18 protein-coding genes and 1 riboswitch are annotated in these 17,931 nt (G+C 40.2%); of the genes, 13 read left to right on the plus strand and 5 right to left on the minus strand.

All coding sequences use genetic code 11. From position 1 onward, the window contains the following. Positions 1-19: 19 nt before the first annotated feature. Together EFT72_RS00180 and EFT72_RS00185 are read right to left on the minus strand one after the other, a co-directional pair. A complete protein-coding gene (locus tag EFT72_RS00180) occupies positions 20-1,156 on the minus strand; it encodes a choline esterase (RefSeq protein ID WP_124064806.1) in 1,137 nt (378 codons plus the stop codon). A 56-nt stretch (positions 1,157-1,212) separates the two neighbouring features. Beyond that, the gene (locus EFT72_RS00185) at positions 1,213-1,872 is read right to left on the minus strand and encodes a TetR/AcrR family transcriptional regulator (protein WP_124064807.1); all 660 of its coding nucleotides are present in this window, start codon (positions 1,870-1,872) and stop codon (positions 1,213-1,215) included. 358 nt (positions 1,873-2,230) lie between these two features. Here EFT72_RS00185 and EFT72_RS00190 point away from each other — a divergent pair, with 358 nt between their 5' ends. Then, positions 2,231-2,863, plus strand: coding sequence for a cyclodeaminase/cyclohydrolase family protein (locus tag EFT72_RS00190; protein WP_124064808.1), 633 nt, complete (start codon positions 2,231-2,233; stop codon positions 2,861-2,863). A gap of 20 nt (positions 2,864-2,883) precedes the next feature. After that, on the plus strand, positions 2,884-3,723 hold the full coding sequence (locus EFT72_RS00195; RefSeq protein WP_124064809.1) for a bifunctional 5,10-methylenetetrahydrofolate dehydrogenase/5,10-methenyltetrahydrofolate cyclohydrolase: 840 nt from the start codon (positions 2,884-2,886) through the stop codon (positions 3,721-3,723). Here EFT72_RS00195 and EFT72_RS00200 read toward each other — a convergent pair. Together EFT72_RS00200 and EFT72_RS00205 are read right to left on the minus strand one after the other, a co-directional pair. Beyond that, positions 3,720-5,153, minus strand: coding sequence for an amino acid permease (locus tag EFT72_RS00200; protein WP_124064810.1), 1,434 nt, complete (start codon positions 5,151-5,153; stop codon positions 3,720-3,722). The genes EFT72_RS00195 and EFT72_RS00200 overlap by 4 nt on opposite strands. Positions 5,154-5,246: 93 nt before the next feature. After that, positions 5,247-6,785, minus strand: a complete 1,539-nt coding sequence (locus EFT72_RS00205) for a methyltransferase domain-containing protein (RefSeq protein WP_124064811.1) — start codon at positions 6,783-6,785, stop codon at positions 5,247-5,249. A 438-nt stretch (positions 6,786-7,223) separates the two neighbouring features. Here EFT72_RS00205 and eam point away from each other — a divergent pair, with 438 nt between their 5' ends. Continuing rightward, on the plus strand, positions 7,224-8,480 hold the full coding sequence (eam, locus tag EFT72_RS00210; protein WP_124064812.1) for a glutamate 2,3-aminomutase: 1,257 nt from the start codon (positions 7,224-7,226) through the stop codon (positions 8,478-8,480). Positions 8,481-8,559: 79 nt separating this feature from the next. Here eam and thiT read toward each other — a convergent pair whose 3' ends face one another. Continuing rightward, a complete protein-coding gene (gene thiT / locus EFT72_RS00215; protein ID WP_124064813.1) occupies positions 8,560-9,231 on the minus strand; it encodes an energy-coupled thiamine transporter ThiT in 672 nt (223 codons plus the stop codon). Between the two features lie 26 nt (positions 9,232-9,257). Next, positions 9,258-9,356, minus strand: a riboswitch (TPP riboswitch). 134 nt (positions 9,357-9,490) lie between these two features. Between thiT and EFT72_RS00220 the strand changes: the two genes are divergently transcribed. The 10 genes from EFT72_RS00220 to EFT72_RS00265 all read left to right on the plus strand — a co-directional run bounded on the left by EFT72_RS00220 (position 9,491) and on the right by EFT72_RS00265 (position 17,854). Beyond that, entirely contained in the window at positions 9,491-9,916 is a 426-nt protein-coding gene (locus tag EFT72_RS00220) for a DMT family transporter (protein ID WP_124064814.1), read from the plus strand. Positions 9,917-10,017: 101 nt separating this feature from the next. Further along, the gene (locus EFT72_RS00225; RefSeq protein ID WP_124064815.1) at positions 10,018-10,608 is read left to right on the plus strand and encodes a helix-hairpin-helix domain-containing protein; all 591 of its coding nucleotides are present in this window, start codon (positions 10,018-10,020) and stop codon (positions 10,606-10,608) included. A 21-nt stretch (positions 10,609-10,629) separates the two neighbouring features. Next, a complete protein-coding gene (locus EFT72_RS00230) occupies positions 10,630-11,328 on the plus strand; it encodes a response regulator transcription factor (protein ID WP_124064816.1) in 699 nt (232 codons plus the stop codon). A 95-nt stretch (positions 11,329-11,423) separates the two neighbouring features. Then, complete coding sequence (locus EFT72_RS00235; protein WP_124064817.1) at positions 11,424-13,280, plus strand: DUF6320 domain-containing protein; 1,857 nt, start codon at positions 11,424-11,426, stop codon at positions 13,278-13,280. 23 nt (positions 13,281-13,303) lie between these two features. Continuing rightward, positions 13,304-14,332, plus strand: coding sequence for an alpha/beta hydrolase (locus EFT72_RS00240; RefSeq protein WP_124064818.1), 1,029 nt, complete (start codon positions 13,304-13,306; stop codon positions 14,330-14,332). A gap of 11 nt (positions 14,333-14,343) precedes the next feature. After that, positions 14,344-14,823 carry a 23S rRNA (pseudouridine(1915)-N(3))-methyltransferase RlmH gene (rlmH, locus tag EFT72_RS00245; protein ID WP_124064819.1) on the plus strand — a complete coding sequence of 160 codons (480 nt, stop codon included), beginning with the start codon at positions 14,344-14,346 and terminating at the stop codon, positions 14,821-14,823. An 89-nt stretch (positions 14,824-14,912) separates the two neighbouring features. After that, positions 14,913-15,488 carry a TetR/AcrR family transcriptional regulator gene (locus tag EFT72_RS00250; protein WP_124064820.1) on the plus strand — a complete coding sequence of 192 codons (576 nt, stop codon included), beginning with the start codon at positions 14,913-14,915 and terminating at the stop codon, positions 15,486-15,488. A gap of 83 nt (positions 15,489-15,571) precedes the next feature. Continuing rightward, the gene (locus tag EFT72_RS00255; RefSeq protein WP_124064821.1) at positions 15,572-16,513 is read left to right on the plus strand and encodes a 4Fe-4S binding protein; all 942 of its coding nucleotides are present in this window, start codon (positions 15,572-15,574) and stop codon (positions 16,511-16,513) included. A gap of 34 nt (positions 16,514-16,547) precedes the next feature. After that, positions 16,548-17,207 (plus strand): pentapeptide repeat-containing protein, encoded by a 660-nt coding sequence (locus EFT72_RS00260; RefSeq protein WP_124064822.1) that lies wholly within the window; start codon positions 16,548-16,550, stop codon positions 17,205-17,207. Positions 17,208-17,317: 110 nt separating this feature from the next. Next, complete coding sequence (locus EFT72_RS00265; protein WP_124064823.1) at positions 17,318-17,854, plus strand: DUF3877 family protein; 537 nt, start codon at positions 17,318-17,320, stop codon at positions 17,852-17,854. Positions 17,855-17,931 lie beyond the last annotated feature (77 nt).

The raw sequence follows: 17,931 nt of genomic DNA on the forward strand, positions 1-17,931 counted from the left end.
TGAGAACCTTTCGGTTATGTTACTTGCTGCTGGTCTTTCTGATCAGGTCTACACCATCATATGCCAGGCTTTCCACATTTGCTGCCTTGTGCAGTATATAATGATCAAAAAAGTTCTTCGTATAGTCTGTAACAATATTTCGCATCTCCATAGCATCCCGTTCACCTCTTACTTCCTCATTAACACAGGTAAACACGATGTCGCAGTAATCTAAATGCGCAACACGATCAACGGAGAAATAATAAGTTCCCTTACTGTTGTTAGAGCCAATTACTGCATTCATGTTATAGTTAGGTTCACTAAACAGAAATAAAAAGGGTTTCTTAAGGTCACTGTCAAGAAGACCGAATGCACCGCTGTCCAAGCCAACACCGCAGACAAACCGGTCGTCGTCCCTGCAGACAATTGCCGTTGTTGGTCCACCATAAGAATGTCCGACTATGCCCATGCCTATGTCAAGCTGTAATCTGCCTTTGAAAATAGAAATCAGTTCTCCAGAGTCCAGTTTGTAAAGATAATCGGCTACATACCTCACATCCTCTGCCTGTAATTCACTAAACTCAGTTAACTTGGCGAGTATTGGCAGTGTAAGCACGTTATGGCACATATCAATGGCAGTTTCATCGTCAGGCCGCATTACCATCTTACCAGAAAGTGCCTGCATCCGGGGATCTTCAGAAAATGACATAATGACATCCGAAAAATCCATTGATATATTGAACAGGCTCCCATCTTTACGTTTATACATCGTGCTGTTTTGATGGCCGATGCTTACCACAACATATCCCTTGCTTGCCAGGTCTGTACAGAGCACTGTACCCCATTCAGGAGAACCGCCCCCGCCGCAAACATAGAATAACACCGGATAGCGTTTTTCCTTCCCGGAGAGAGCCAGGTCGTCGTAACACCGTGTCTTGATATCAATAGAAAAAACATCCTTTAAGACAGTGACAAGCGGCCGCTCATGAAACATCTCGTAGACTTCAGGAAACATGTACGTGGAAGCGGCCTTACCTTCACTGCTGTCAGATGGATAGTAAACAAACGCCGTCAGTTTTCTTTTTGAGTGATCGGATGCCGTGTAATCAAAATCCATCTGGGTACGGCCGACAATATAGCTGCCAATTGGTTCTGGAAATATGTCGTAAGTTTTCATTTTCTTGTACCTCCTTAATTTTAAAAACTATTTCATCCAGTCTTAATGAAGTATAGTTACTTCTTTGTTTTATTAAGATTGCTCATAATTTCAGAATATTTAGGATCTTCAACCAGCCCATGGCCCATAAAGTTGGTAAAGTACTTGCTAATTTTATGTTGCAGATTAGAGTCCTTAATATCAAATTCTCTAAAAAACATAATTAAATTAAACTGCATTGACTCAAACATAAAGGAAATCAAATCGTCGTCAATATCAGGCCGGAGATATCCATCAACCCTCATTCGTCGTAAAATGCCTTTGATTAAGGGGAAAGACTCGCCTTTTAGTACGTTTGAATATATTTTAAGCAAAGTGCTCTCGGGAATGGTTAAAAATGTTTCGGTGAGTTTGATTTCCAACTCAATCAGTGGTTCGGTCACTATGCCATTCACGTTACCAAAGGTGCCAGTAAGAAAAAACTGGAAAAGGGAATCTTCATTACTGTTATTAAAATACGCGGCTCTTTTCCGGGTTACATTACGTATTAAGAGACAATAAAGGTCATCTTTATCTTCAAAATACCGGTAAAAAGTTCCGGGGTGCATGGACAAACAATCCAAAACCATCTTCATGGTTATATCCTCGTAAAGATTATCAACAAAAAGATGCATTGCGTTATTAGATATTTCTTCTTGCCTTGCTTCATCTAATCGAAAAAAAGTATTTTTGGGCATTGGTCACTCCTTCTTAATGTGAAACACCATGTGTGAACTGATTCACACTATATCATGAATTTATTCTTGCGTCAAGTAGTGCTAAAATTATTTTAATGAAAAAGATCATTTTTGGAACAGCAGATTTTTCCCGTTTCCGTTATAATAAAGCTACCACGTGGAAAAGAAGAAACCAGGGCGAGGTATTCCAAATCTGGGGCGGAAGAAACGATGCGGATATTTTCGCCTATGCATCGAAATGAATCGATTCACCGTTATTACAAGGCTGTGCTGTAAAAAATGTCGAAAAAGAGCCTTGTGTTTTTTCCCTAAGGTCGATATAATGATAAAAAAATGCCGGAAAGTGAGGAACATATTGATGATACAGGATCTTACAGTCTCTGAATTCTTAGAAGCGTTGTCCTCTAAAAAACCAACACCGGGAGGTGGGGGCGCGGCAGCACTTGGGGGTGCCCAGGGCGTGGCATTAGGTGAGATGGTAATTAATCTGACTTTGGGCAAAAAGAAGTATGCAGATGTGGAAGAAGAGATGCAGCTTCTTCTTATAAAGTTGGAGGATATAAAAAAGGAATTTTTAAGATTGGCAGACGAAGATGCTGTTGTATTTGCTCCGTTGGCAGCAGCTTATGGGCTTCCAGCCGGAACGGAAGAGGAAAAAAAGCATAAGGCTGAGGTTCTGGAAACCCATCTTCTGGCAGCAAGTCTGGTTCCAATTGCTGTGATGGAACGAGCTATAGACACGCTTGAGATTATGGAGTTTTTAGCAGAAAAGGGAAGTCGTCTAGCGGTCAGTGATGTGGGAGTTGGAGTACAGTTTTTAAGATCTGCACTTCTTGGGGCAAAGATGAATGTATCCATTAATACCAAATTCATGAAGATAAGAGAACAAGCAGTGGATTTGGATCGGAGGGCAAAACAGCTGGCAGAACATGGAAGTAGGTTGTCCGATGCGATTTATACAAATGTAGAAGCTGCGTTAACGACAGAATAATAAGGAGGCAAGTACGTGCCGTGATTACATTAAAGGGAGCAGCCGTGTCTGCAAAAATCAAGGAAGAAGTAGCGTTGATAGTAAAAGATTTGCCTGGGAAAACTCCAAAGCTGGCAATCGTAAGAGTTGGAGATCGACCTGACGATGTTTCTTATGAGAGAGGCGCATTAAAGAAAATGGAAAACTTTGGCTTAAGAGCGGAAAGCTTTTGTTTTCCAGAGGATATCTCCTATGAAGCATTCAAAGAGGAATTTTCAAAAATCAATCAGGATCCCGATGTGGATGGAATTCTTTTGCTGCGCCCATTACCTGGGCACATTAAGGAATCAGACATTGCTGGCATTATTGACCCAGAAAAGGATTTAGATGGAATCTCACCAGAAAACATTGCTCGTGTATTTTCTGGTGATCCAAATGGATTTGCTCCCTGCACAGCGGAGGCAGTGATCCAAGTGTTAAAAGGTTATGACATTCCGATTCAGGGAAAACTCGTGACCGTGGTGGGAAGAAGTATGGTGGTGGGACGTCCCCTTTCCATGCTGCTTCTAAAAGAGAATGCGACCGTTACCATCTGCCATACTCGTACGGAGAACTTAATGGAGGTTTGTAGAAAAGCGGAAATTTTAGTGGTAGCGGCTGGTCAGAAAAAGATGATTGACGCTTCTTATGTTGGTTCCGATGCCATTGTTATTGACGTAGGAATCCATGTTGATGAGAATGGAAATCTTTGTGGTGATGTTGATTGTGACTCTTTGGAGGGGAAGGCGTCCATGGCAACTCCCGTTCCTGGCGGGGTAGGAACGGTGACAACGGCAGTTCTTGCCAAACATTTGGTTAAGGCTGCAGAAAGAAACCGTTAATGTTTTTCCTCTTTTTGGTTGGAATGATGAAGTTCTTCTGAAAACTCTGTTAGAAACTGCCTGGGGTCTGGTGTGATCTCTGGCAGTTTTCTTTTGCTTTGTAACTTTCTTTTCCTGGAGGCTTTCACAAGGGGGTAACAAGCGGTGTAAAATACCACAAGGACGATTCCAGCAAGAAATCCCAAGGTCTGACCCTTAATAAAAGGCATGCTAAACATGGCGATGATCAATCCGGCCAAAGTAATCAGTGAACTATAAGGGAATCCGCAAAGTCGGCAGTTTCCCTCTGGTTTCCCATTTTTTTTTCGAAATCGGATGTGGGTTATCATCAAAATAATATAGGTAAAGAGGAGGGCGAATCCGCCCGAACTAATTAAAAACAGATAGACTTGGGGAAACAAAAGCCCTATATATAAAAATAAGAGCATAGCCAGACCAGAAAATAATATTCCCCGGTAGGGTACGTCCGACTTGTCCTTTAAAAATCCTGGTCCCAATCCGTCTTCCACAAGAGAACGAAGCATTCTGCCGATCCCAAACATAGCGGCTACCATAGTAGAAAATATGGCACTAATTAAGATGAGGGTCATAGCTGTTCCCGCCCAAGTCATGTGATAGCGGTTTAGGGCAGTTACGATTGGACTGACATTTTCTGTGATAGAATCAGTGGGAACGAGCAGTAGTAGAATGGAAATACACAAAATATATAAAGTGACCAGAGAAAATACGGTTAAGTGAATCGCCCGAGGTATGTTTTTTTGTTTATTTTCTGTTTCACTGGCAGCCAAACCGATGATTTCAAAACCAGCATAGGTAAACAAGACAATGAGTAGACTTCCAGCTAGACTTTTTATTCCACCAGGCAGGAAAGTTTCGGTATGGATGGTTTGTAATCTTACAGGACTGTATCCAGGAAGCAATCCAAATAGAATCAGAGCACCCAAAAGAATGAATCCGATAATCGCTGCGATCTTAACTGCAGAAAGGATACTCTCTAAGCTGCTTAACTGGTTTGCTCCCAACAGATTTAATAGAGTTACAAATAAAATGAGTAAAGTACCAAGGATAGAAATGGAAATATCAGGAAACCAGGTCCGAAACAAGAGCGAGACTGCGGTAGCTTCGCTTGACATGGAGATTACCATACCCGTCCAATAGACCCAGCCCACCACAAATCCAGTTCCGTGATTGATGTATTGGGATGCGAATGTGCGAAAAGAACCAGAATCGGGATTTTGTACCGTCATCTCAGAAAGGGCAAAAAGAATAAAATAAACCATAATTCCACAGATGAAATAGGATAGTAGGATGCCCCGTCCAGCAGCCTTTATAGCAACCGAAGAGCCAAGAAAAAAGGAACCACCAATTACGGTTCCAAGAGCCATCATCGTCAGCCGTCCAGCAGTTAGTCCATTCACTTTATTATTCATAGGATTTCTCCATTTCACTTTTTGTATTATTATTCCAGAGATTAAAAAAAATATTCAGGCTGTAAGTTCATCTTACAGCCTGAAGAAGAAAAGTTATTGTTTTCTGGCACGGATCAAATACTGATACGCGGTTAATTCAACTGGATTTGGGACAATGGAATTGAGCTTTTCCAGCGTTTTTTGGTGATCGGGAGTCAAGTAGGCTCGGGTGTTTCCCATTTCCTCGATTTCGTAACCTGCCCGGGAAAACATACGGGTAATTTCAGTTTTGGTAAAGAAACGCAGATGGGTCTTATCAAGAATACCACTTTCTTCATATGTCCATAAACCATTTAAAAGATTGTGAATGACGGAAATGTGCATGACATTTGGAATACTGGCAAGAATGGCGCCATTTGGTTTTAGATACCGTTTCATGTTAATAAGAACATCCTGTGGTTCGTGAAGATGCTCCAAAACATCGCCAAATATAATGTAATCAAAGTACCCTTCCTCATAATCTAAATTTGTTTCTACATTGCCCTGAGTAACGGGGAAGAGGCAGGAGGAGATTTTACAAGAACCAGGATCTAGTTCAATTCCATGAGGCTCGGATTTCGGAAATCGGTGTTTAATTGCAAGAAGGGATGCCCCACAGGCACACCCTACATCAAGAACACGAAACTCAGTATCTTTAGGATCAGCGATAAGATTCAAAATTTCAGGTCGTGCAAATAAAGAGTAATTCAGCCGTACATTCCATTTGTCGTGAAAGGTATTAAAATCAGTCCATCGGGCCTGATTGCTGTTCGTTTGTACAAAGGTATAGACATAAGCATGGTGACATAAATACGTCTGCTTTTTTAACAATAAAAGCTGAAAACAAAGATCCTTTTCCAAAACTTCCATGGTAAAATATTTTTCGTAAAACCCCTTTGTTTTATCAAAGGAGTCACGACGTACTAATAACGAACAGGAAGAGGGGATGAGGACGGGACTCATATGTTCATCTCCTGGTAAGTTGTGTTCGTCAGCATAGACATTGGCCCGGTCAATGGGGGTCTGAAATTCCGTAAGACCATGAGCAGGTCCATTGGTTACGGCTCCAGCTGCTCCAATGGAGTCATCTTTATAAAGAGACATCCGCAGTTGAAACAGTGCGTGACTTAATGGCACAGCCCCTTTCCCAAGAAACATAAGATCCTCCTGCGGTTTGGTCTTACGTATTGCCTCTTTGAGTGCAAGGGCAGGAGAGGATCCCTTTCCATATACAATTTGTATGTTTTCTTGGGTTAATAGCCAATGGGAAACGTCTTTGGATTCATCGTCGTCGATGACTACAATTGTTTGAATATCTTCCTTTCCCTTTATGCAGTTTTTTAAGATCGCTTTCATCTGCGCCAAATCAGGGACAGATGGGATAAGAAGAGCAGCCAGAGGAATTTTATCGTCTTGATTCTCCTCTAAGCCTGTAATCAGGTTCGAAAGTCTTGTTTTTGCTTCCTCATCCTGGCACAGAAAAAGACTGTGCGCATAGCATAGGTAAGCACGTTTCCAATTCCCCTTGTTTTCATATAGTTCTCCCATTTCTTCATAAACCCTATAATTCTTGCTGTTTTCAGCCGCCTTTTTGTGAAGTTCTTGAATCTCCATAACGTCTCCTTTTATTAAAATAAATTGTTTGTTTTCTGTCTTAATTCATTATATTCTACAGATGTATACCGATGTGAAAAAGTCGTTGTTGACGAAGTGACAACCCATCTGCTATAATGAAGTTGTTTCTTGCGGGGAGGCTTGCTTTCGTGAGCTGAATTTAGTAAAGAACGGTAAATTCCTAAGATCGAAACGATAATCTGAATGTTATATGTAGTTCATTTCTAAAATTTATTCACAGATATTTTATCTGTGCCAACGCCTGTTTGCTCAGGTAATGATGCAAAAAATATCTACCCATCCCAATTATGATTAAAAGCAGAATTAAAACCAGACTAGTCAATGTTTCGTTTTTTACAGAAGCTTTTCGTTTTCGCTGCGAAATTATAGGAATTTCCTTTCCTTTACAAAAAATATTAAAGGTATAAGGAGAATTATATGGAAAAAGACCAAAAAAGACAGATATCCGTAGCACGGGCTGAGGAGTTAAAGGGGAGGATAACGGATTTTCTAGAGGCAAAAAAAAGGATTGCCAAAGGAATGGAAAAAGAAGAGGAATTAAAAAGTAGGAAAAAGCAAATTCTAGAGATGTTTCATGCGGATGAAGCGGACTGGAACGATTATCATTGGCAATTGAAAAACCGCATTACAGACGCGAAGAAATTAGGTGAGATCATTCATTTAAGTGAAAGGGAAAAGCAGCAGATAGAGAATGTGGAAAAGAAATTTCGATGGGCGATATCACCTTATTATTTAAGCCTTGTGGATCCAGATGACCGGTTTGATCCGGTACGGCTTTTATCCATTCCCACCGAAAAGGAGTTAGAAAACACCTGTATGGATTTAGATCCCATGAACGAGGAATTTACCAATCCAGCTGGTTGCATCACCAGGCGGTATCCGGACCGTCTTATTATTAATGTAACAAATGAGTGTGCGATGTATTGCAGACATTGTCAGAGAAGGCGCAACATCGGGGAGAAGGATGTGGTAAGATCCAACGCGTTGATACAGGAATCCATTGATTACATTAGAGCGAATGAAGAAATCCGGGATGTGTTGATTACCGGTGGAGATGCACTTTGTCTTTCGGATGAGCAGTTAGAATGGATGATCAAACAGTTAAAAGAGATTCCTCATGTGGATTACATACGTTTGGGGACCAGAGTTATGGTGACCATGCCTCAACGAATTACAGAAAAACTCTGTACCATGTTGAAAAAATATCACCCCATTTATATCAATACCCAATTTAATCATCCAATGGAGATAACACGGGAATCCAAGGCGGCATGTGAACGGCTTGCAGATTCTGGGATTGTTCTTGGTAATCAGGCTGTTTTATTAAATGGTGTAAATAACGATAAATTTATTATGCGGGTTCTGAATCATGAATTATTAAAATGTAGAGTTCGTCCTTATTACATCTTTCATGCAAAACATATACAGGGCACCACTCACTTTAATACGTCTATTGAAGATGGAATCGAAATCATGGAATATTTACGAGGATATACGTCAGGACTAGCCATCCCCACATTTATTGTAAATGCTCCGGGAGGACAAGGAAAAACACCTGTCTTTCCTAATTACATTGTCTCTAGAGGACCTGGGTATATTATGCTTCGGACTTGGGAAGGTAAAGTGATCAAGTACGAAGATCATGAGACAAAAGATATAAGAGAACTTCTTTAAATAAACCCAAACAAATATACAGGAAAGGACCAAATAAAAGAGAGAACAATTCTCCTTATTTGGTCCTTCTTTTCGTTCTCTATCCGTTGACTGCCTGACGCTTCATCTGGCCAATGGCTTTAATCACCGGTGGTAAATATAGAATGACAATCGTAAGGAGCATCTCAGGTAAAATGTAGGTAGCGTTGTACCCCAGAGTGTAGAGAAACGGATTCACATTTTCCGGTGCATAGGAAGCAAAAAATAGATACCCAGAAATCACATGGCAGAGATAACGACCAAATACGCCAGTTATATAACCAAGAATCAGTCCGTTTTTTTTGTTCCAAAACAGACCAGATAGGCCCAGTGCTCCAAAAGCGAGTGGGTAGTCTAGCAGTACCTGCAATGGGGCATAGATGTATGGTCCTAAGATAAACTGAAGTATGCCGTATGAAATACCGGTCATGATCCCTGCTTTTAAACCGTAAACATTACCGATCAAGCAGATAAAAAGCATAGAAAATAAAGTGATGGAACCTCCAAAAGGGAGGGATGCAAATTTGATAAATGAAGTGACTACAGCTAAGGCCATGGCACCTGCGCAGTAAACCAACTGACGGGTCTTTAACTGATTGGCCTTGTGGCTGGATTTTGATAACAAATGGATGCCCAAAAAGAGTACGGCAAACAGAAGAATCAACAGTCCGTAGCCAGCTGGTTTTAAGAGATACTCCCCGTTTTCCTGGGAATATGTTAGAAAAAATGACATAAAAAAACCTCCTTTGTACGCACGGGAGGAGAGGATGCTTGCTTCCTTCCGCCGGTATTAACCGGTTCAAGTAGTAAGGGTCAGGTATGTACCTTTCTCAGCCCAAGGCTCCCCTAGCGTTTTAAATGATTTATGATATTGGAGTGAGTATAGCGCAAATCAATTTGTATGTCAAGCGTTGAAATATTATGATTGGGTATAAAAAATCAAATGTAGTACAACCTAGTAAGGAAAATTGGACGGTGGGGAGGTTGTTTTTATGACAGGCTTTATCATTGCACTCATATCGGGTGCGCTTATGAGTTTACAAGGTGTTTTTAATACAGGGGTAACAAAACAAACAAGCATGTGGGTGGCCACCGGATGGGTACAGCTGACGGCATTTCTGACATGTTTGATTTTATGGTTCCTATCAGGAAGAGAAAATATAACAGGACTGATACACGTTCAACCCAAATATTTATTAATTGGTGGTATCATGGGTGCGTTTATTACGTATACGGTAGTAAAGAGTATGGCAACTCTTGGACCTGCTAAGGCAGCAATTATAATTGTAGTGTCTCAAATTATCGTTGCTTATGGAATCGAATTATTCGGTCTGTTTGGAGTGGATAAAATAGGATTTGAGTGGAAAAAACTAATTGGTGCAGTGGTCGCTATTATAGGGATCATTATATTTAATTAATTTAGAAATAGTGCTTGTATTTACCCACCTCTTTCGGTAGAATAGTAATATGGGCTGAAGATGGTATCCTTTTATAGCAAATTTTGTAAAAGGAGGATATCATGAAGAATCAAATAGTTAAGATGGTAGTCATAGGGGTCTGTATCGTAGTATGCAGTGTGTTCTATGGCTTAAACAGGACTCAAAAACCTGAGGAAGACGGAATTATATTAAAGGAACAAATACCAACTGTCTCTTCTAAGGAACGGATAGACAAAGGATCCCAATCAGATCCTTCCCCGTCCTGTTACGTACATATTTGTGGAGAAGTAGTATCTCCTGGAGTCTATGAACTGGAGGAAGGAAGCAGAGTCTTTCAGGCAGTGGAACAGGCAGGAGGGCTTACAGAGCAGGCTGCGGCTGACTCCCTTAACATGGCGGAATCGGTTAGAGATGGAATGAAAATTTTGGTGCCTAACAAGGAAGAGGTTAAGATTCAGTTCGAAGAGGTGGGAGAGAACCACCAGGTAAATATTAATACAGCAGGAAAAGAAGAACTGATGACTCTTAGAGGAATTGGAGAATCCAAGGCTCTAGATATCATTCGTTTTCGGGAAAGCCGGGGGTCGTTTCATTCCATTGAGGATATCAAGAAGATATCCGGGATCAAGGAGGCGGCTTTTCAAAAGATAAAGGATGATATTACGGTTTAATATAGAAAATAGAGGTGCGATATGGCGAGTGTTTTAGTAGTTGATGATGAAAAACTGATTGTTAAGGGAATGCGATTTAGTCTGGAACAGGATGGGATGGATGTCGATTGTGCCTATGATGGAGAAGAAGCCATTCACTTTGCAAAACAAAAAGAATACGATGTGGTATTGTTAGATGTTATGTTACCTAAATTTGACGGTTATGAGGTATGTCAGGCAATCCGTGAGTTTTCGGAGATGCCGATTATCATGCTGACGGCAAAAGGCAACGATATGGATAAGATTCTGGGGCTGGAATATGGAGCCGATGATTATATAACCAAACCATTTAATATTCTTGAGGTAAAAGCCAGGATCAAAGCTATTTTACGAAGGAATGGTAAAAATGGAAGAAGAGGCAGACAAGAAGACGATCATCTGGTCACTGCAGGTGATTTACAACTAGACAGAGACAGCAGAAGGGTAATGATCGGAGAGAAGGAAATCAATCTGACCGCAAAAGAATTTGATCTTTTGGAGCTTTTGGTTTTAAATTTAGGAAAGGTTTACAGCCGCGAACAGCTTCTTACTTCCGTATGGGGCAACAAAGCCATGGACACAGGTGATGTCCGAACCGTAGACGTTCATGTAAGGCGGCTTAGAGAAAAAATTGAGCCGAGTCCCAGTGACCCCAAGTATGTGCATACCAAGTGGGGAGTTGGATATTATTTCCGCATTTAGGAATACTGAAAAAGGAGGATTTCTTACCGGGTCGTTCCGGAGAGATCCGCCTTTTCTTATATTATTGAGACATAAAAGGAAGTGAGGCATCAACCATGAGCAATAGTCCACAGGGTGAGCGGTGGAGACGGCTAGATAATACAGCTAAAATTTTCCCTGTCATAGCGAGTGAAAATTTAAGCAATGTGTTTCGTATTTCTGTAGTACTCAATGAGGAAGTGGTTCCAGGAACGTTACAGAGGGCGCTAGAGGAAATCCTTCCACAGTTTGAGGGGTTTTCCGTTAAACTAAAAAAGGGATTCTTCTGGTATTATTTTGAACACAACGGCAGGATGCCAGTCATAGAAAGGGAATCCACATATCCTTGTAAATATATTGATCCACACAGCAATCAACTTTTTTTGTTTCGGGTCACATATTTTGGAAATCGAATCAACCTGGAAGTATTTCATGCAGTGACGGATGGACTAGGAGCGGTTCAATTCTTAAAGGCACTGGTTTACCGGTATCTGGATCTGGTTAAAAATTCGGGTATTGGGAATCGAGCACCTCAAAAAATACCATCCGAGATATCCATGAATGTAGAAGACAGTTACGTCCGGCATTATAAAAAAACAAAAAAACGCAGCTACAGTCGAAAAAAAGCTTATAAGTTAAGTGGAGAGCCTCTCTCTCTGGCTGAAGAGAATATACTTCACGGTTATGTAGGACTGAAACAATTAAAAGAAGTAAGTAAAAAATATAAGGTAAGCATTACCCGATTTTTGACTGCAGCTCTGATCTGGGCGATTATACAGGAATATGTAAAAGATAGAACCAAAGAAGAACTGATCGGTATCAGCATCCCCATTAATTTAAGATCTTTTTTTGGATCGGAAACTATGGCTAATTTTTTTGCTGTAACAGTCGTGGACTTTTTATCTTCGGGTGAAACGGATACATTTTCTGGGATTCTAGAGGTTGTAAACAGACAGATGGAAGAAAAGGTAACCAAGGAAAAGATGGAGGAAACCATATCCTATAACGTATCCAATGAGAAAAAATGGTACCTTCGTATCACACCTCTTTGGATTAAATCGCTTGTTCTAAATCTAATCTTCCGTATGAATGACAGAGCTTATACGATGACATTGTCTAACATTGGACCGATTTCCATTGAGGAAGAATACAAAGATGAGGTAAAACGGTTTCAGATGATGATCGGAGTCTCTAGAAGACAGCCGGTAAAATGCAGTGTTTGTAGTTATGGAGAGGAATTAGCCATTACATTTAGTTCCGTTTTTCAGGATACCCGACTCCAGGATCGTTTGTTTCAGTTATTAAAAGATGAGGGCATTCCAGTGGAACTAGAAAGCAATGGGATTGCAGATAATCGGAATGAGAAAGGACAATATCCACAGATCCAATATGACAAACAAAAAATGAAACAACTAGTGAATTTATTTTATGGAACTATGTTTTTTGTGTCTGCATTGCTGGGCTTAATAAATTTTTCAACTTATAGTGGATCTTTATGGTCTGTAATTGCCATCGGACTTATGGCTTATACGGTTTTGACGGTTCGCTATTCGATTCTAAGGCATTCAAATTTGGCAGGTAAGATCCTGCTTCAAACAGTGGCGGCGGAGGTGGTGTGGGTTTTCATAGATTGTGCCACCGGATACAATGGCTGGTCGGTTAACTATGGGATTCCAAGTACCATCTTGTTTGCAGATCTTGCGGTGGTATTTCTTATCTTAGTCAACCGAATGAATTGGCAGAGTTATTTTATGTATCAAATTTCGATTACAGTGTTTAGCTTCATCCCTTTAATCCTTTGGGCGGTGGGGGTGATCACTACGCCGCCACTGGCACTTCTTACGGTTGCCATTACGGTAATGATTCTGGTGGTAACGATTATTCTTGGAGATAGAAGTGTGAAAAAAGAATTAATTCGACGGTTTCATATATAAGCCGAGCGAGGAGGAATTTGCGGATGAGAGGAAAAAAAATTAGTGTAATGGGAAATCTGGTGAGAGATATGATGCAGAATGTAATGGAAACATCTCTAAAACAACCGATTCAAACAGGTGAGTTAAGAAAAAATCCGATGGAGCCTGCATGGGTATGTCCAGCCGGTTATGAATATGAGCTGATCGAAAAAGGCTCTTTTAAGATGGAGTATTTGCGCCCGGCAGGGGTGGTGACAGGACGGGTTATCTTACAACTTCACGGGGGTGGATATATTGGCCCTATGAAAAATATTTACCGGAGATTTGCAGTCAAGTACTCCCGTCTAAGCTATGGAGGAGATGTGCTCACACCGGATTATCGGGTAGCACCAGAAAATCCATTTCCTGCAGCTCTTGAGGATGCAGTTGCAGCTTATGAATGGCTGATTCAGGAGAAAAAGTATGAGCCAGAGCATATCGTGGTGGCGGGAGATTCTGCTGGTGGAGGGTTAGCCCTGGCATTGGGGCTTTATTTAAAAGATAACAATCTTCCTATGCCAGGAGGATTTCTTACCATGTCTGCCTGGACAGATCTTACCAACAGCGGAGAAAGTCATCAGACCAATTATCACAACGATCCCCTATTTGGAAATTCCACCCAAAATATGCTCTACGACTCTTCCTACGTGGGTGAGACAGATCCTAGTGATCCCTATCTTTCCCCCTTGTTTGGAGATTTTACTGGATTTCCCCCCGTACTGATGCAGGTGGGAAGCTTTGAAGTGTTGTTAAGTGACACCCTGCGTGTGGTGGAAAAATTAAAAGAGACTGGGGTCAAAAGGCGACTTTCGGTATACGACGGTATGTTCCATGTGTTCCAAATGGGATTGGATTTAATTCCAGAAAGCAGAGAGGCATGGGAAGAGGTAGAGGAATTTATCCGAATCGTTTATCACATCAATGTAAAACCAGATGGTAAAATTGTACGGAAAATAAAAACAGAGAGAAAAAAAACTACAAAGAATGTAGCCCAACTTTTGATCGCAATGATGAAAAAGGAACTGAATGGATAGAGGAGAAACGAATGAAGATCACGTTGGTGACAGTGGGTAAAATAAAAGAAAAGTTTTATACCGATGCCATAGCCGAATATAGCAAAAGACTGAGCCGCTACTGCAAGCTGGAGATTATTCAGGTGTCAGATGAGAAGACCCCCGATCATGCTAGTGAGACCGTAGAGCGGCAGATAAAAGAGAAGGAAGGGGAGAAGATTCTTCTTTCTATAAAAGAAGGGGCTTATGTAATCGCTCTTGCTATAGACGGTGAGATGCTTGATTCTGTAAAGCTATCAGAAAAAATAGCGGCTCTTGGAGTCGGTGGAGTGAGTCAGATTGTATTTGTTATCGGTGGTTCCCTTGGTCTTGCGGAGGCAGTTTTACAGCGGGCGGATTACAAGCTGAGCTTTTCAAAAATGACCTTCCCCCATCAGTTGATGAGGGTGATTTTGCTGGAACAGATCTATCGGAGCTATCGGATCATGAATGGGGAACCATATCATAAATGAGTAAGTAAAAAAAGAGTAAAAGTCATGTTGACAAGCAAAGAGTAAAGTAGTAAAATGTAAGTGACACTTGCACAGAGAGAAGGTATTACATGTCAGAATCAACAAAAGCTAAGATCATAGGAGCGAGCATTCGTTTATTCACCCAAAATGGGTATAAGAAAACGACAACTAAGCTAATTGCCAAAGAGGCTGGCGTTAATGAAGTGACTATATTTAGACAATTTCAAAATAAAGAAGGTATTGTTAAGGAAATTGTAATTTCAAAATTGCCTAATTTAAGATCAATTCAAACGTATTTAGAGACAAAATCTGTCTTTGATGTGGAGACCGATTTGATAGAAGTTGGGAGATTATATTATGAGGGCATATCAAAGAATATTGAGATGCTCATGGTGTTATATTATGAAATGGGTCCGGCCTTCCAACAAGCATTCTCGATTATACCGAATGAACTTAAAGAAACTTTAATAAATTATTTTATTAAAATGCAACAGGATAAAAAAATCATTGATATGGATCCTGAAATACTAGCACTTTCCTTCACGTCTTCCAATATAGGTTTTGCACTTATAAATGAATTTTTAAAAGAGGGGTTTGTCCATTTTTCTTCTAAAGAATATATAGAGCAGAATATCAAAATTTTTGCAAAAGGCATTGGTCTCTAATTTTTTAACCAATGAGCAAGCGTTACTTGCATAATCAGCATCATTAAAAGCGGGATAGGTATATTAAAGGAGTAAATTAAGTTATGAAACTTGAATTAGCGGCAATGATGAAAAAAATACAACCAAAAGGTCAGCTCAAAAAATATGTAAGTGATAAGAGTGCTCTATTCTATGCATCTGAAAAGTCAAAAGTGGGGCACAATATCCCTGAACTGATGATGCAGTATGGAAGTGGTCTACCCAAATTTTATTTAAAAACATTTCCTATGATATTTTCAACGATCATAAACTCTAAAAAGAGTTATAAAAGTGTTGTCGATAATCCTAAAAATGCAAAGACAGAAGTTACGAATGAGTATATTGAAGAATTGATACAATATGCAAAATCATTAGGTGCTTTCGATGTTGGATTTACTAAGGTGAAACCAGAATACATTTTTAAAGGCTCCTCAATATTACATGAAAATGCCATTGTGATTACCATGGAGATGGATAAAGAGGCTGTAGGAGAAGCACCTTCTAAGATTACAGGACATGAAGTTCATAGGACTTATAACGCACTAGGTGTCATTGTAAATAAAATAGCAGAATTTATGAGAGAGAATGGTTATAGTGCACAGGCGGCGCCAGCACTAGGTGGAGATGTTAACTATGTGCTATTAGCAGAAAAAGCGGGTTTAGGTGCTATAGGAAATCATGGGCTGTTGATATCGCCTAAAGTTGGTCCAAGGCAGAGGATTGCAGCAGTCTACACTAGTATAGAAAACCTACCTTTTAATGATATAAATGAACATTTATGGATTAAAGATTTTTGTAAATCATGTAAAAAGTGTGTGAGAGCATGTCCTTCCAAGGCCATTTTTGATCACCCAATAGAAGATTATAATGATACGATGAAACATATTGATTATAGAAAATGTGCAATCCCGTTTTCAAGACAATCGGGGTGCTCTGTGTGCATTAAAGAATGTACTTTTAATAAAGTTGATTATAATAAAATTAAAAGTGGGTTTATCAAAAAATGATTCGGCAAAAACAAAGGAAAAGGAGTATGGATGGATGAAAGAGAAGCTGCTTGCACCAATTCTTTCAGAGGAAAAGGAGTTAATCCTCATAGATGCGAAGTTACTAGATAGAAAAAAAGAAGCGGAGGAAGAAATCAGGGATGCGCGGATACAGAACCTCCGTATGAACGAAGAGAATATGTCCCACATGCAGTTTTCAGCAGTGATTTTTGAAAACTGCCTTTTTCAGGACTGTTCCTTTGAAAAGGGGGAATTTATCGATGTCATATTCCGTTCCTGCGATTTTTCCAACTGCAACCTAGACGATGGCTACTTTAACCGGGCGGAATTTATTTCCTCCAAAGGAGTGGGGACCCGGTTTTGTGGCAGCACCATGCTTCATACCAGAATCATTGATTGCAATTTCCGCTATGCCAATTTTGACGGAGCCAAGATGGAGCACATTCATTTTTCTGGTTCCGAGCTAGAGGGAGCCTTTCTCACCCAGTGCCGCATGAAAGGGGTTCAGTGGAAGCAGGTCAATCTAAACAATGCCAGCTTTTTTAAAACCATGCTAAAAGGAATGGATTTTACGGACTGCACCATACACGGACTTGTGTTGTCTGACGAGTGCAGGGAGTTAAAGGGGGTAGTGGTTGATTTATATCAGGCCGCAGAGCTTGCAAACTATTTAGGGGTGATTGTGAAAAATTAATGGTAGTACCTTTGGCAGGAATTGCTTGACGTTTAAATCAGGCTGATTTATTCTTATTATGGAAGAAAGAACATAATATGGTGTCGCAAAGAAAGGAAAGGTGAGCCGATATGCAGTATGCGGCTTTGGAGCGAATGCTCATTAATTCAATCAAAGAAGTACAGATGAAACTAGGATATGAAAGGGAATCCATACGGTTTTATTATCCGGAAAAAGCACTGTTAAGAATTCTAAGAGCAGGGGAATCGGATGAAGATAGAAAGAAAGCGCTGAAAGAATTTAAGGTTTTTGTGAAAGACCGGTTGGGAGAGATTAAAATCACCAAAAGCCAGGAGCGGTTCTGCTTTCTGATACCGCCAAAAGGGGTTCAATATGTCAGTGAACAGGAAGAAGAGAATGGATTTTTAAGGGAGTTTATTGAGATCATAGAAAACCCCGGTATTCAACTTGAAGACATTAAACATGTGTTTTTCAAGTATTCAGACGGGAGCTACGTCTGTGAAAACTGTGATGGGGAAGAATGTGATTTTATCTTATATTTTAAAGATTCCACCATGGATTCTTACCGGTATTTTATTAAATTTCATGAAAACCATGCGACATACCACAGATTTCTTTCAGAAGATGTAATCGATATGGGATTTTAAATGAGAATAAGCTTAAACTGATTGAAAAAACGTATTGAGGTGACACCTCATACGTTTTTTTTAAGTTAAAAAAGCAG

The organism is Clostridium sp. E02 (genome assembly GCF_003833015.1).
Classification (GTDB): domain Bacteria; phylum Bacillota; class Clostridia; order Lachnospirales; family Lachnospiraceae; genus Lacrimispora.